This is a genomic window from Amycolatopsis sp. CA-128772 (assembly GCF_002904295.1).
Classification (GTDB): Bacteria; Actinomycetota; Actinomycetes; order Mycobacteriales; family Pseudonocardiaceae; genus Amycolatopsis.
The window spans coordinates 77,953-91,025 of the sequence record NZ_PPHG01000027.1 but is presented as its reverse complement, the minus strand read 5'-3'; the positions used below and the strand labels follow the sequence as shown (position 1 = coordinate 91,025).

At 69.7% G+C, this 13,073-nt stretch carries 12 protein-coding genes and 2 pseudogenes; 6 read left to right on the top strand and 8 right to left on the bottom strand.

Going from position 1 to position 13,073, the window contains the following annotated elements; translation table 11 throughout:
• Nucleotides 1–43 precede the first annotated feature (43 nt).
• Nucleotides 44–1,282, bottom strand: a pseudogene (gene ligD, locus C2L59_RS12710) (non-homologous end-joining DNA ligase); the annotation flags it as partial.
• Nucleotides 1,283–1,679: 397 nt separating this feature from the next.
• On the opposite strand from ligD, the gene C2L59_RS12705 reads away from it, so the two are divergent.
• The 3 genes from C2L59_RS12705 to C2L59_RS12695 all read left to right on the top strand — a co-directional run bounded on the left by C2L59_RS12705 (nucleotide 1,680) and on the right by C2L59_RS12695 (nucleotide 5,117).
• Nucleotides 1,680–3,233, top strand: coding sequence for a DNA polymerase Y family protein (locus C2L59_RS12705; protein WP_103349903.1), 1,554 nt, complete (start codon nucleotides 1,680–1,682; stop codon nucleotides 3,231–3,233).
• Nucleotides 3,234–3,325: 92 nt separating this feature from the next.
• Nucleotides 3,326–3,724, top strand: coding sequence for a hypothetical protein (locus C2L59_RS12700; protein ID WP_103349727.1), 399 nt, complete (start codon nucleotides 3,326–3,328; stop codon nucleotides 3,722–3,724).
• Nucleotides 3,725–4,652: 928 nt separating this feature from the next.
• The gene (locus C2L59_RS12695; protein ID WP_370444734.1) at nucleotides 4,653–5,117 is read left to right on the top strand and encodes an ATP-binding protein; all 465 of its coding nucleotides are present in this window, start codon (nucleotides 4,653–4,655) and stop codon (nucleotides 5,115–5,117) included.
• Between the two features lie 20 nt (nucleotides 5,118–5,137).
• Here the strand turns inward: C2L59_RS12695 and C2L59_RS12690 are convergent, their stop codons facing one another.
• On the bottom strand, nucleotides 5,138–5,557 hold the full coding sequence (locus C2L59_RS12690; RefSeq protein WP_146060342.1) for an STAS domain-containing protein: 420 nt from the start codon (nucleotides 5,555–5,557) through the stop codon (nucleotides 5,138–5,140).
• 375 nt (nucleotides 5,558–5,932) lie between these two features.
• On the opposite strand from C2L59_RS12690, the gene C2L59_RS12685 reads away from it, so the two are divergent.
• Complete coding sequence (locus C2L59_RS12685; protein ID WP_103349724.1) at nucleotides 5,933–6,754, top strand: SigB/SigF/SigG family RNA polymerase sigma factor; 822 nt, start codon at nucleotides 5,933–5,935, stop codon at nucleotides 6,752–6,754.
• Nucleotides 6,755–6,764: 10 nt separating this feature from the next.
• Here C2L59_RS12685 and C2L59_RS12680 read toward each other — a convergent pair whose 3' ends face one another.
• The 5 genes from C2L59_RS12680 to C2L59_RS12660 form a co-directional block, all read right to left on the bottom strand.
• Entirely contained in the window at nucleotides 6,765–7,226 is a 462-nt protein-coding gene (locus C2L59_RS12680) for an ATP-binding protein (protein WP_103349723.1), read from the bottom strand.
• On the bottom strand, nucleotides 7,223–7,612 hold the full coding sequence (locus C2L59_RS12675; RefSeq protein WP_158263060.1) for an STAS domain-containing protein: 390 nt from the start codon (nucleotides 7,610–7,612) through the stop codon (nucleotides 7,223–7,225). The genes C2L59_RS12680 and C2L59_RS12675 overlap by 4 nt, the downstream gene beginning before the upstream one ends.
• A 182-nt stretch (nucleotides 7,613–7,794) precedes the next feature.
• Nucleotides 7,795–8,208, bottom strand: coding sequence for an STAS domain-containing protein (locus C2L59_RS12670; protein ID WP_103349721.1), 414 nt, complete (start codon nucleotides 8,206–8,208; stop codon nucleotides 7,795–7,797).
• Nucleotides 8,209–8,437: 229 nt separating this feature from the next.
• Nucleotides 8,438–8,776: an ANTAR domain-containing protein gene (locus tag C2L59_RS12665; protein ID WP_103349720.1), complete on the bottom strand. Its 339-nt coding sequence runs from the start codon at nucleotides 8,774–8,776 to the stop codon at nucleotides 8,438–8,440.
• Nucleotides 8,777–8,987: 211 nt separating this feature from the next.
• Entirely contained in the window at nucleotides 8,988–9,347 is a 360-nt protein-coding gene (locus C2L59_RS12660; protein WP_146060341.1) for an anti-sigma factor antagonist, read from the bottom strand.
• A gap of 346 nt (nucleotides 9,348–9,693) precedes the next feature.
• On the opposite strand from C2L59_RS12660, the gene C2L59_RS12655 reads away from it, so the two are divergent.
• Nucleotides 9,694–10,761 carry a sodium:calcium antiporter gene (locus C2L59_RS12655; protein WP_103349718.1) on the top strand — a complete coding sequence of 356 codons (1,068 nt, stop codon included), beginning with the start codon at nucleotides 9,694–9,696 and terminating at the stop codon, nucleotides 10,759–10,761.
• 141 nt (nucleotides 10,762–10,902) lie between these two features.
• Here the strand turns inward: C2L59_RS12655 and C2L59_RS12650 are convergent, their stop codons facing one another.
• The gene (locus tag C2L59_RS12650; protein WP_103349717.1) at nucleotides 10,903–11,700 is read right to left on the bottom strand and encodes a GAF and ANTAR domain-containing protein; all 798 of its coding nucleotides are present in this window, start codon (nucleotides 11,698–11,700) and stop codon (nucleotides 10,903–10,905) included.
• A gap of 778 nt (nucleotides 11,701–12,478) precedes the next feature.
• Here C2L59_RS12650 and C2L59_RS12645 point away from each other — a divergent pair.
• Nucleotides 12,479–13,073, top strand: a pseudogene (locus C2L59_RS12645) (STAS domain-containing protein); the annotation flags it as partial.

Below are 13,073 nucleotides of genomic sequence, written 5' to 3'. Positions count from 1 at the left end.
AACAGGCTGTCTCGGTGTGTCGCGCCGTAGTCCGGTCAACAGTCACCTCGCCCTTGGTGAACCCCGATGGATACAGCTGTTTATTGAGGTTGGACAGGATCAGGCGCCGGTTTCCGGCCTGCACCGTGACTTTCGGTCCCAACGGCGTCGAGGCAGCCGCAGCCGATCTTGGCTCTTGTGCGCGCGCTGCCGGCCGCTGGCCGGGTGCGGGGGCGGCTTCGGCATCAACGCGTTCGCGGGCGCGTGGGGCGAGAACGTCGGCAGGTTTGCGGTCTTCGCGCAAGCCGCGCCACGCGGTGTGGCGCAGCCGGCCGGCGCCGCGGGTGAACTGCCGGTAGACGACCTCTCCGACCAATTCGGGCTGTACCCAGTGGGCGCGGGCGGTGTCTTCGCGTGGTGGGGTCACGGCGAACGGGTGCCGGCGCTGCTCGAGAGCTTCCAGCCGGGTGAGCAGATGGGCGCGCGCGGCCTCGGTGAAACCAGTGCCAACGTCGCCGATGTAGACCAGCTCGCCGGTGTCCGGGTCGTGGCCGCCCAACAGCAGGCCGCCGAGCGAACCGGAGAGCCGGTTCTGTCCAGGTCGCCATCCGCAGAGGATGACCTCGGTGGTCTGGATTAGGGCGTGCTTGAGCCAATAAGCGGGGCGTTTGCCCGGCAGGTACGGCGCGCTGAGCAGCTTCGCGACCAGGCCCTCGTGGCCGGTGGCAGCGACGTGGTCGAGCAGGTCTTGCGGGGTCCGGCGGTCTGCGGCCAGCTCGGTGAAGTGGAATGCGCGCACTACCGACACTCGGTACGGGTCCGGCTTCGGTAGCGCCGTCAGCTGGGCGCGGCGTTGCTCGTAGGGCTGGCGCAGCAGGGAGGTCTCGCCGAGGTGGAGCAGGTCGAAGGCGAGGAAGCGGACCGGGGCGTCGTCGAACGGCTCGTTGCGGCGGGGTGAGCTGCGGTGCGTTTGGTAGCGGCCGCGGCGTTCCTGCAGCAGCCCGAAGTCGATCTGGCCGTTCTGGTTGTAGGTGACGATCTCCCCGTCGAGCACTGCCGGACGGCCCTCGAGTGCAGGAGCGAGGACGCCGGCGAGGTCGGCGAACTCGTGGGTGAAGTCGATACCGTTGCGGCTGGTGAGGACTGTGGTGCCGTCCGCGGCGATCTGCATGCAGGCTCGGTAGCCGTCCAGCTTGTACTCGTACGCCCACTCCGAGCCCGCCCGTAGCCGGCCGCCGTCGGCCTTGGCGAGCATCAATTCCACCCACTCCGGGATCCGGGACAGGGAGTCGCGCAGAGCCATGCGGAGCCTCCGTCCCGATTCACCATCGCGCTGACTCGACGGTAACCCGTTCGGCCGAGCTTCGCCGGATCTGCGCTGGTCAACGCCCTAACCGGTGACACCCGGTGCCACCTCGAACGCCCTCCGCACGACTCCGGCGCTACCGGGTGACGGTTGCCGCCTCGGCTTGACAACGCGGACTTGCCGACGCAGCATACGAACAAGCGTTCGATAGCATTCGGTGGCGCGCTCCCCGGCAGGAGCGCGCACGATGTGGTCTGGAGTTGAGTCGAGTTGACGGCGCCCGGGGGCGAGGCCCTCGTGACCACTCGCCGCGGCCAGCTTCCACTCAGGCTGATGGCCAGCCGGAGGCACGGGCGGCAGCGGGGCTCGCGCGATGGTCGCCTGGGATCGCGGGATGAGCGCTGACGCGCCGCGGCTGCTGGTGCTGTGGTGCCCGGACTGGCCGGTCGTCGCCGCCGGAGCCGCAGCCGGCACGCCACCGCTGACGCCGGCAGCGGTGTTCTCGGCCAACCGGGTCGTTGCGTGCTCGGCTGCCGCCCGCCGGCATGGGGTGGGGCGCGGGATGCGCCGCCGCGACGCTCAGTCCCGTTGTGCGGAGCTGGTGGTGCACCAGCACGATCCGGAGCGGGATGCGCGGTTGTTCGAGCCGGTCGCCGCGGCGGTCGAGGCTCAGGCCGTCGGGATTGAAGTGGTCCGGCCCGGCATCGTCGCAGTCCCGGTCACCGGCGCGGCCGGCTACTTCGGCGGGGAAGAAGCGCTCGCCGAGCTGCTGCTGGACGAGGTGTCTGCGGGTGCGGGGGTGGAGTGTCAGGTCGGTATCGCCGACGGGTTGTTCGCCGCGACGCTCGCCACCCGCCGCTCCGTCCTCGTCCCGCCGGGCGGCTCGGCGGCGTTCCTGGCGCCGCTGTCGATCACTGAGCTGGACCAGCCCGGCGAGGACCGCAGTGAGCTGGTCGGGCTGCTGCGCCGCCTGGGCTTGAAGACCCTCGGTGCCTTTGCTGCGCTGGCCGAACGTGACATCGCCGGCCGGTTTCCGCAGGATGCGATCGCTGCTCACCGGCTTGCCCGTGGGCTCTCGCAGCGGCCGCCGCTGCGGCGTGCTCTGCCGCCGGAGTTGTCGATCCTCGAGGAGTTCGAGCATCCGCTGGAGCGGGTCGACGAGGCCGCGTTCGTCGCCAAGAACCTCGGCGAGCGGTTCTTCGCCGCCCTCGCCCGCCACAGCCTGGCCTGTACCCGCCTGGCGATCGTCGCAACGACCGAGGCCGGAGATGAGCGGGTGCGGGTGTGGCGGTGCGCCGAACCGCTGACTGCCCGCGCGACGGCAGACCGGGTGCGGTGGCAATGCGAGGGCTGGCTCACCACCCGCCGCGAGGCCCGGCCCACCGCCGGGATCATCCGGCTGCAGCTGGTGCCCGAGGAGGTCGTCGGTGGCCAGGCGCTGCAGCTTCAGCTCGGGTCGGTGGGGCGTGACGCCGACGCTGCCGAGCGCGCCGGCCGTGCCCTGGTCCGCATCCAGGGGCTCCTTGGCCCGGACGCGGTCCTCGCACCAGTGCTTGACGGTGGTCGTGACCCCGGTGTGCGGGTCCGGCTCGTCCCGTGGGGCGAACCCCGCGCCCCGGCGACCGCAGACCAGCCGTGGCCCGGCCGGCTGCCGGCCCCGTCACCCACGTTGGTGCCACCCGAGCCGACACCGGTGCGGGTGCTCGATCCGGTCGGCGACGTCGTCCGCTGCACCGACCGTGGCGAACTCACCTACCCGCCCACCACGGTCAGTGTCGATGATTCCCAGCCGCGGCGGGTCCTTGGCTGGGCCGGACCGTGGGTCTGCCGGCGCGCGCTGTCGACGCCACGGCGCCCGCAGCGCCTCGCCCGGATCCAAGTGATCTTGGAGGCCCATCCCGCCGATGACAGCGAGGTCGCCCTGCTCTTGGCCTGGCGGCCCTGCTGACCGCGGCCGGGCCGGTCCATCACGCTGTTGCTGCCTTCGCCACCACCAGCGAGACCGGCGATCCGCTCGCATCGATCCTCGCCGAGCACCGCGTGGCGTCCCTGACCGTCACGCCCAGCCCGGACGCGGCCGAGGACGCGCTGCTCGCGCACGCGCGCCGCGTTCACGACTCGCTGGGCCGATGCTGCTGGCTGGTCGCCTCCGCCGACCACCGCCTTGCGGCACTGGCCGAACTCGGCCGGATGGAAGTGCTGGCCTGGGAAGGCCAGCCCGTCTCCGACCGCTTGACCGACGTCGCGCACGCCACCCACCGGCTCGCCCGCCCCGACAGCGCCACCGGCGTGTTCACCCAGCCCGTTCCGGCCCCGCCTCCGCGACGGCGGCGATGCCCGGACACCGTGCGTGCGGCCGGCTACGCCCTTCTCACCGGCGTTGGTGTCGGGCTGAGTCAGAGCCTCACCGCGCGCCTGCTCGGTCGTCGACGCGGCTGAGCCTGCGGCGCGGCCTTCATCGGCTGCGCCGCTTCTGCTCCGTACCCGCGCATCGGCAGGGACCAGCGATACCCGCCTTTTCTCGGGCCGCCATGCAGTGCGGTGGCGGCGCTCGGCTGCAGCGCGAGTGAGGAAACGCGGAAGTGATGACGGCGGCCTGCTGGGATGACCTCACTGCGCTGCACCGCCCCGACGGTGAGGCGGGTCATCCCGGCAGGCCGCCGCCCGATTCCCGAGACCCCGTCCCGAGTGCCCATAACCTACCCACTGGGGCGGGGTTCTCAACCGTCACGATCGGCCCGGACTGGATCAGCGGCATGGCCGCAGCGGCACGCCTCGCCGACGGAGCCGGCTTGCCGGAAGTCGATCATGAGCGGGGCTACAGTGCCTTTGACACTTAAGAGTCAAAACAGCAAAGTGTCAGTGTGGAGCACGGCGGGGCTCGCTTCAGCGAACGAACCCCGCCGCCAAACGCACAGCGAGATGACCGGTCAGTGCGGGTACAGGTTTCCTATGCCTAGAAGTACCAGCACCACGAAGGTCACCAGCCGGGTTGCCGTCACGGTCACTGTTCCGGAGATCGTGACGGTAATCCAGTTCCTCTGTGCATCACGTCCCTGATCCTGGTGTGACCCCAAGATCAGTTCACCTTCCCCACTTCCGAAGTACCACCGAGCGGATGCTCGGATGGAGCCGAGGTTCGGAGTGTTCCCTCGGCTGCAGCACGAGGCACCACGGGGGCCGGCACGCTCAAGTAGACCGGTATCGGAGAGGTGACCGACGGACCGACACGCCCCCACTTTGAGCAGTCGGCTCAAACGGTCCCGCGGAGGCAGTCGGCGGCCCTGACCGATGACTCCTCCCGGCTACCGTTTCTGCGCAACCAGTCGAACGGGTAAGTGAGGGTGCTCGGGGTAGCCCTGACCAAGTGGCTGGAATTGAAGTGGGCTCGAAGTGTCACGGTTGGAGGAGTCGCCTCGTGCGTGTGAGCTGGACCGACAGCGATCCGGAGCATTGGCGGGTGCTAGAGCTGGCGGGTGCGGACGTCTCGCGCCTAGCCGCCGCGCGCCGGTGGGCTGATGCCCAGCTGCCGACGTTGAGCGAGGCTGCCCGATGCGACACGGTGCTGGTCGTGGGCGAGTTGCTGGAGAACGCCTACCGACATGCCGGTGGACCGCACCAGCTGCGAATCGGGTACCAGGTCAGCCCGTGCGAGGTGACCGTGGCTGTCGCCGACCGCGGGACCGGCGAGCCTCTTCTGCGAGTCCCACATCGCGGAGGTGGCCGTGGCTTGCTGCTGGTTGATGCAGTGTGCGCCGCGTGGGGCGTGAGCCGCCACGATGATGGCAAGCTCGTGTGGGGGCGTCTCGACTGCGAGACTTCGGGACCGTGACCGGGGGTCAGGGCCGGGTGTTACCGCGGGGTATCCAGGCTCGATGGACCGGCCGAGAGAGCCGCCCAGCTCAGAGCGTCGGCGACGCTGCAGTGCACGGGCAGCACGTGCTCCAAGTCGAGCGCGGTGATCGGCCGCAGCAGCGCTCGTGAACGGCCGGCCACGGCGAACGGCACCCGCGCGACGGCCGCATCAGCGACGGTGTCGATCAAGATGGTCAGCACCCGTGCAGCACAGAACTCGATCGCCGAGGTGTCGCAGATCAGCGCCAGTGGCCGCCGGTGCACTTCCTCGGCCAGCAGGGCGGCGAACTGCCCGGTGACGGTCAAGTCGAGCTCGCCCGACGCGGTGACCACGCTCGCCTGTGGTGTCCGGGTTACCGCGAACGACGCCGGTGGCAGGCGTCGCGGATCTCGCGGCCGGGGCACGGACGACGACATGAGCATGGCCTCCTCGAACCGATGGTGAGACCCCACTGCCTGCGCCAGCTCAGGTGTCACCTCACCCGGGTCGCCGGGCCGGTGAGATGCAATGCGGCTACCGGGCTGAACCGCTGCACCCGACCGTACAACCGTCAAGCCCGCGATGCAGCATTCTCACGGTCTGATCTCGTACGCCGGAATCGCCCCAAACCGCTCAATGCCGCGGTGGTCCGCTGAAGTAGCCGGCATCGCGCCCCGGCCTGGCCTCCCGGTCAGCCGATGCAGAAGCTGGTCTCGGCGGCAAACGTACTCAACTTTCCTTGTGGAGCCATAATCCTGCGCGAAGGAGTAGCCGATCGTGTGGTTTCGTCAGCGATTGGGTACCAAGTGCGCATGGTTGTCCAAGCGCCCGAACGAAACGCGTCCGCCGCGACACCCACCGTGCCGCCCCAGCGCCGTTTCGACGAGTACGCCCACTGTGCTCCGCTGTTCGCCGAACGCAGCCGGCTCGGCGACGAGGACGCCCGCCGCAGCGAGCTGCGGGCGCGGTTGATCACCGAGCACCTTCCGGTGGCCGAACACATCGCCCGGCGTTTCAGCGGCCGCGGCGAACCGTTCGACGACTTGCTGCAAGTCGCCCGGACCGGTCTGATCCGGGCCGTTGACCGCTACGACCCCGAGCGGACCGCGGATTTTCTGTCCTTCGCGGTGCCGACCATCATGGGTGAAGTTCGGCGCCATTTCCGCGACACCGGCTGGTCGATGCGCGTTCCTCGCGGGTTGAAGGATCTGCAGCAGAAGCTCAGCAAAGCGACCGACACGCTCGCGCGCGACCTGGGTCGGGCGCCGACGCCGAGCGAGCTGGCGGCGTACCTGGGGATGGGCGTCGACTTCGTGCGGGAGGGGCTGCTGGCCGCGGAGGCTTACCGCCCGCATTCGATCGACGCACCGGTCCGCGGCATGGAAGACACGGTCACAGTCGCCGAGCAGCTCGCGGTCGAAGAATCCGGGTTCAGCAGGTTCGACAACCGCGTCGCGTTGCAGGCGGCGATGGCGACGTTGCCGGCCCGGGAACGCGCGATCATCACGATGCGGTTCGTCGACGAACTCCCCCAGCGCGAGATCGCGGAGCGGATCGGGGTGTCCCAGATGCACGTCTCCAGGTTGCTGGCCAAGACCCTCGAACAGCTCCGCGCCCACATCGTCGCCGACTAGGCCGACCCGCTCACCCACCTACAGAATCGGCGGCAGGCACCGCAGAGCGGCCGTCGCGCGTCCAGGTCATGGTGACGGTGGTGCCGGCGACGCTCGTTTCGACCAGGGCTTGGTCGGCCAGAGTGTGGATCAGCGGCAACCCGCGGCCGCCCAGCAGGGTGGAGCGGGGAACCGGTTGCCACTGGCCGGAGTCGCGGATGGTGACGGTCACGGTGTCGCCGACGTGGCGGGCGTGCAGGGTGAAGGTGCCGATCCGACCGGGATAGGCGTGGAGGACGACGTTGGCCATCGCCTCGTACACCGCCAGCAGCAGATCTTGCACTCGTTCCGGGATCAGTCCGGTGCCGGTGGCCCAGGCGGCGAGCAGGTCGCGCAGCGGGCTGATCTGGGCCGGTTCGGCAGGCACGTCCTCGTGCAGCAGGTCCGGCGCGGTGGCGGTGTCGTCGGCGGGGCTGTCCGGGGAGCAGGTCATCGCGGTGGATCTGCGGCGAGTGCGTCCGCGCTGCTGGTGAAGACCGGGAGCAACTGGGCCATCCCGGTCACGGTGATCGCACGATGGGCCAGGCTGTCGGGAACCGTGACGACCCGCACCGTGGTGTCCTGCCCGCCGGTGGCGTGGGCTTGGGCCAGCACCGACAAGCCGGAGGAGTCGAGGAAGGTCACCGCGGTCAGGTCGATCACCAGCACAGCGGGTCGCTGAGCGAAGGCGGCGGTGACCGCATCGCGCAGCTGATCGGCGGTGAGCAGATCGACGTCGCCTGCCACGGCCAGCACCAACGCCTCCGAGGATGTCTCCTCGCGCACGGTCAGCTGCAGGGCGTCGTCGATCTGGGTGGGGTCGGCGACGTCGTCGTTCACCGGCTCGTTCCCGCTCTCCTGGACATCAGCTCGTCCCCTTCTCCGGGCACCAACCAGCACGGCAACCACTCCGCTGCCGCGTGTACCCGGATTACGGACGGGTTAAACCACGAGTTCTGCCGCTATCGAACCGCCGCAGCGGGTAGGCTGTCGCACCGCTGCCTGCGTTGGGGGTGCTTCGCTCAGCGCAGGCGTGCTACCAGCGACAACCACTCCTGGGCGTCGGCCCGGTCGGCGTGGATCGGCAGGATGCGATCGAGGGACAGCAGTTTGATGGGGCGGACCACGGCGCGCTGATTGGCGATGACCGCGCAGGCGATCCCGCGCGCGTGCGCGCTGGTCACGGCGTTGACCAGGACCGACAGTCCACCGGAGGAGCAGAACCCGACCGCGGTGAGGTCGATGATCAGCGCGGCAGGCCGCAGGGCCAGTTCCTCGTCGAGCCGTTCCTGCAGCCGAGCCATGCTCGACAGGTCCAGGTCGCCGGTGACCGCGACCGTGGCCGCGTCGGCCGTCGTGGTCACGGTGAAGCGGGTACGCACAAGAGGGACGGCGTCGATGTCGCGGCGGCTGCGGGGTGTGGCGGTAGCGGGCATGTGGTGGCCTCCTCGTCGACGCGGGGAGCCGGATACATTTGCCTCCCCGCCGTGCCGGGCTGCCGGTGGGCAGACCTTGCTCCGGTTCGGTGGCGGCTGGTGGTCTCAACCGCGACGCCGCACCGCGCACACCCGGCCAGAGGCGGGATGCGGCGGCCAAGCGCCACGACCCGGACGGCGCGCAAGGCACTGACCGGGCCAGACCCATACTGCCCAGCCGGCCACGCGCTCAACCGGCCTCGGGCTCACCTTCCTGGATGGGGGTGTCGAAAGCCGACCCGAGCACGTGCTGCCGCAGCTGGTCGAGGACCACGGCGGAGGTCTCCGCATCCACGGTGCCGGTTTCGGCGCGGCTGCCGGCCGTGACCACGACCGCGGCGACGTCGTGCAATTTGATATTGGTGCGCTGGGAGATGGCGCGCAACGCGGCGAAGGCGGTCGCGGCGGTCCAGCCGCGCACCAGCATCAGCATCCCTTTGGCTTGCTCGATGACCGGCTGCGTATCCAAGGCGTCCCGCAGCTGGGCTAGCTCGTCGGCCGGATTGTCCGGGGATCTCCACGACGTCATGCGCTCATTCCAGCACTTGGTATCACCCGGCACCGCGAAGACCCAAGGTCTCTACAGCGGTCACGCCGCCTTGACCCCGCCGGATCCGCGCGATGCGCATCGTTTTCGACGCGACCACGTCAGCGTTGACTTGCTGTGACGGTGCGTGACCGATGCGGGTGATGGATCGGTCCAAACGCGGGCGTGGACGACGCCCTAATGGGTGCGTTGCTCAGCTCGGGTCAGGACCCGCGGGGGGTGTTTCCAGCTCCAAGGTCGCGTGCAGGCCCAGGCTCGTCAGCTTGCGCCGGACCGGCTCCGAAGCCACCACCCGCAAAGAGGTTCCGCCTGCGGCGCAGCGGCGGGCCAGCTCGACGAACGGGACAACGGCTTCCATGGTCAGGTAGGTCACCGCGGCCAAATTCACGACGAGGGCGGTGGCGGGATCGGCCGTGTAGGCCGGCGCCACGATTTTCTCCGCGGCGTGCGTGTCGGTGAGGTCCCCGGCGCCGCGCAGGATCAGCACGCCGGTGGCCGGCACCGGCCGAGACCCGCCGGGGGCGGGCTCGTGGGGATCGGCGACAGTGCTCATGGGCCCGTCCTGTTCCGCCGAGCATCCTCGATGCGTCTCCTGGCGAGGAGCACCGGGTCGTGAACTGCGCAGCTGTCTCCTCGGGTATCTCGGGGCATTCGTCGTGCGTTACCGCCCGGATGGGTGTAACTCCGAGCGCACTGCATCGGCTTGATGGTGCCCGGTAGTCAACGCTGCACCACTTGCCTCGTGAGCAGCGCCGAACGGCGGGCGGCCACCAAGCTGCGGCAGGTTCGAGATCACTTCTCGGTTGGCCTCATCGACCGGCGGGTAACCCGCTGCACGATGAGGCTGGGTGGGCGAGCCAGCGGGTGGGTCGCCTCGGTGACGTGGTGGAGGTCCGTGCGTGTCGTCCTTGCCGCTGGCGGTGCTGTTTTTGATCTTCGTGGCGGCGGCCGCGGCGATTTGGGTCGCCGGAATCTCGCTGTCCAACCAGACCGACGTGCTGGCCACCCGCCTGCACCTAGGCTCGGCGTTCGGTGGCCTGGTCCTGCTGGCCGTGGCGACGAACCTGCCGGAGATCGCGATCGTCGTCTCCGCGTCGGCAGCCGGCAACGTCGGCGTCGCCGTCGGCAACATCCTCGGCGGCATCGCCATCCAGACCGTCGTGCTGGTCGTGCTGGACGGATTCGGGGTCCGCGGCGGGAAACCGCTGACCTATCGGGCCGCCTCGCTCGTGCTGGTGCTCGAAGGGGCGCTGGTCGTGGCGGTGCTCGCCGTTGTCATCGCCGGCACCCAGCTGCCCGCCTCCCTGATCGTCTGGCGGCTGACACCGGCGCCGGTGCTGATCACCGTGCTCTGGGTGGTCGGTCTGCTGCTCCTGCAGCGGGCCGGGAAGTCGCTGCCGTGGCACGAGGACGGCGACGCACCCGACGGGCAGGACCGGCCGCGCGGGCACCGCCGTCACCACGTCGAACAACAGGCGACCCACAAAGGCACCAGCACGGCCAAATCAGCGGTGATCTTCGGCGTGGCGGCGGTGGTCACACTGGTCGCCGGGGTGTTCCTCGAGCGCAGCGGCGATGCCATCGCCGACCACATCGGCCTGTCCGGAGTCCTGTTCGGCGCCACTGTCCTCGCCGCCGCCACGTCATTGCCGGAGGTCTCCACCGGGATCACCTCGGTCCGCAACCGGGACTACCAGCTCGCGGTGAGCGACATCTTCGGCGGCAACGCCTTCCTGCCCGTGCTGTTCCTGGTCGGGACCCTGGTTTCCGGCCAGGCGATCCTGCCGCACGCCGAGCGCACCGACATTTACCTCACCGCCCTGGCCGCGCTCTTGACCCTCGTCTACGCCGCCGGGCTGCTGTTCCGCCCCCGACGCCGGGTCGCAGGCGTCGGCGTCGACTCGCTGATCGTCCTGGTGCTCTACGCAGCGGGCATCGGTGGCCTGGTCGCCATCGCCACATCCTGATCAGCCGACGCGACCGAGGCAGCAGCCGGTGGCCGCGCTCGCGGGAACGACTGGGCAGGGTACGACTACGCCGGTCGGCCACGGCGGTCACGGCGGTCATGACCGTGGCTGCGATGTTCTTCCTCGGCGGGCGACGCCGCGTCAGTGGGCCGGCAAGTCGACTTCGGTGTGCCGGGTGGCGAGCGTCGACGCGACTTCGGCGAGCTTGACGTTCAGGTCCTGGGAGGTGCGCCGTAGCACGTCGAAAGCTTCCTCGGCCGAGACGCCGCGGCGGGCCATGATGATGCCCTTGGCCTGGCCGATCACATCCCGGCTCTCGATCGCCTTGCGCAGATGCGCAGCCTGAAGTTCGGCACGCGTGACGGCGTGGGTCGTGGCCAGGGCCAGCGACGCTTGAGTCGCCAGCAGCAGCAGGACGTCACGATCAGCCCGGTCCAGCCCGTTGGCGGACCGGGAGAAAACGTTGAGCGCTCCGATGGAGCGTCCGGCAGGCGGTCCTGGAATAAGGGCGGTCGCGACAACGGACCGGACACCAAGGTCCACCGCGGCCGGCGCCCAACGCGGCCAGCGTGGCTCGTCGGCCAGGTCGGGGCACAGGGCGACAGCGGGGCCACTGGGGACGGCGGCTTCGACGCACGGGCCTTCGCGGAACCGGTACTGCAGTAGGTCCAGATCGGTGGCGATGTCGCCGGTTGCCGCGGGGGTGTGGAACCCGCCGGCGTCGTCGAGCAAGGTGAAGCTGGCCAGGTCTGCAGCCGGGACCATCACGGTGGCGGCATCGAGCACGCGCCGAAGCACGTCCTCGACCGAGGGAGCGGCCAGCAACGTGACCGTCAGCTGGCCGAACTGCTCGGCCAGCGGTCCCGGGCCAGGCTGGGTCCGGTCGGCATCCGAGGTGAACGCTCGTCTCTCGAGCTGCCAATCCTGCTCATCGGTCATGCCGTTCTCCCTGGTGTTGCGCGGAGGACGGCTGCCTGCTCAACCATCGCCGAAAACAACTTAGCCGCCGGCACCGCTGCTCGACGAGAGCGGCAGGTTTCCACGCGCCCCGACGGGGGTAACGGTGGGCTAGGTCTGATCGACTCGTACGAGATCCGCGCGGACCTAGACCCCGCCGGCTCTAAAACCTGGGTCGGCGGGGTCGCGGCCGGCCGGCGATGTGCCGCCGACAGACGCGCCGCTTACCGTCTTCCGGTGAGTTCGGTCGCCACGTCGATCAGGATCCGGTCGGCCTGCCCCAGCACCGCCCGCCTGCGGCTGCGGTGCCAGGAAATCCGAAGAAGAACTCGACGTCGACGACGTTGTGTCCGATGTGGACGCTCTACTCCTGGCTGGTCGCCACCGCAGGTTTGCCACGACATCGTCCGGTGAAGAACCATCGCGCATACGAGCCACGCCACCCCTTCACGTCCGACGCCCTCCGAATCGGTCATCTCGGGTGATCCAGCCACCCGCCCCACTCATCCACTCAGCAGAATCAGCACACGCCGCCAGGCGTCGCCCCCACACCGGACCGACTACGCCGGCCGAACGCTCGGCATCCGAAGCGTGAAACCGGCAAGGCGGCCTGCCGGGCGCGCCGTGCTACCCGGCAGGCCTGGCCGACCGGCGGCGGGTCGGGGGGTTACCCACATGGCCGAACGGCGTCCACTGAGAATGGCGATGACACGAGATATCGACCAGGGTCGAACGGCTCTGATCGCAAGCAGCCGCCGACGTGGCCGCGGCCCACGACCGCGGCCCCAGCGAACCCGGACGGCTCCGGTCGCCGCTCTGTGCAGCTCATGGCCGGGTGCATCATGTTCAGGTGGCTCCTTCAGATCCTCACCAGACTGGACTCACGGAAGACCCGGTCCCGTCGGTGTCGGTTCGGCAGGTCGTGGGCGCCGTCGTCGTCGCTGCGACTGGTGCCGTGGACCTGGCGACCGCTCCCAACCTCCAGGAGGCCGTGACCCAGGTCTTGGCCGGTGGTCCGTCCATGGTGATCATCGACTTGAGTGACGTGGACCTCGCTGACCCGGCGGTGTACGACATGCTCTGCGAAGCCGATGCCGTCGGTGTGTTCCAGGTCGAGCCCCCGCCCAGCTCGCCACGCTGCCGCGGCTGCGGCCCCGGAAGTTTTACGACCTCGTCGTCGAAGTCGCCCTAATCCGCCCCGGCCCCATCCAAGGCGGCTCGGTGCACCCCTACATTCGCCGCCGCCGCGGAGACGAACCCTGGGGGCACGCCCATCCCCTCCTCGCCGGCAGCCTGGACCGCACCCTCGGCGTGCCGCTGTTCCAGGAGCAGGTGATGCAGATGGCCGTCGACGT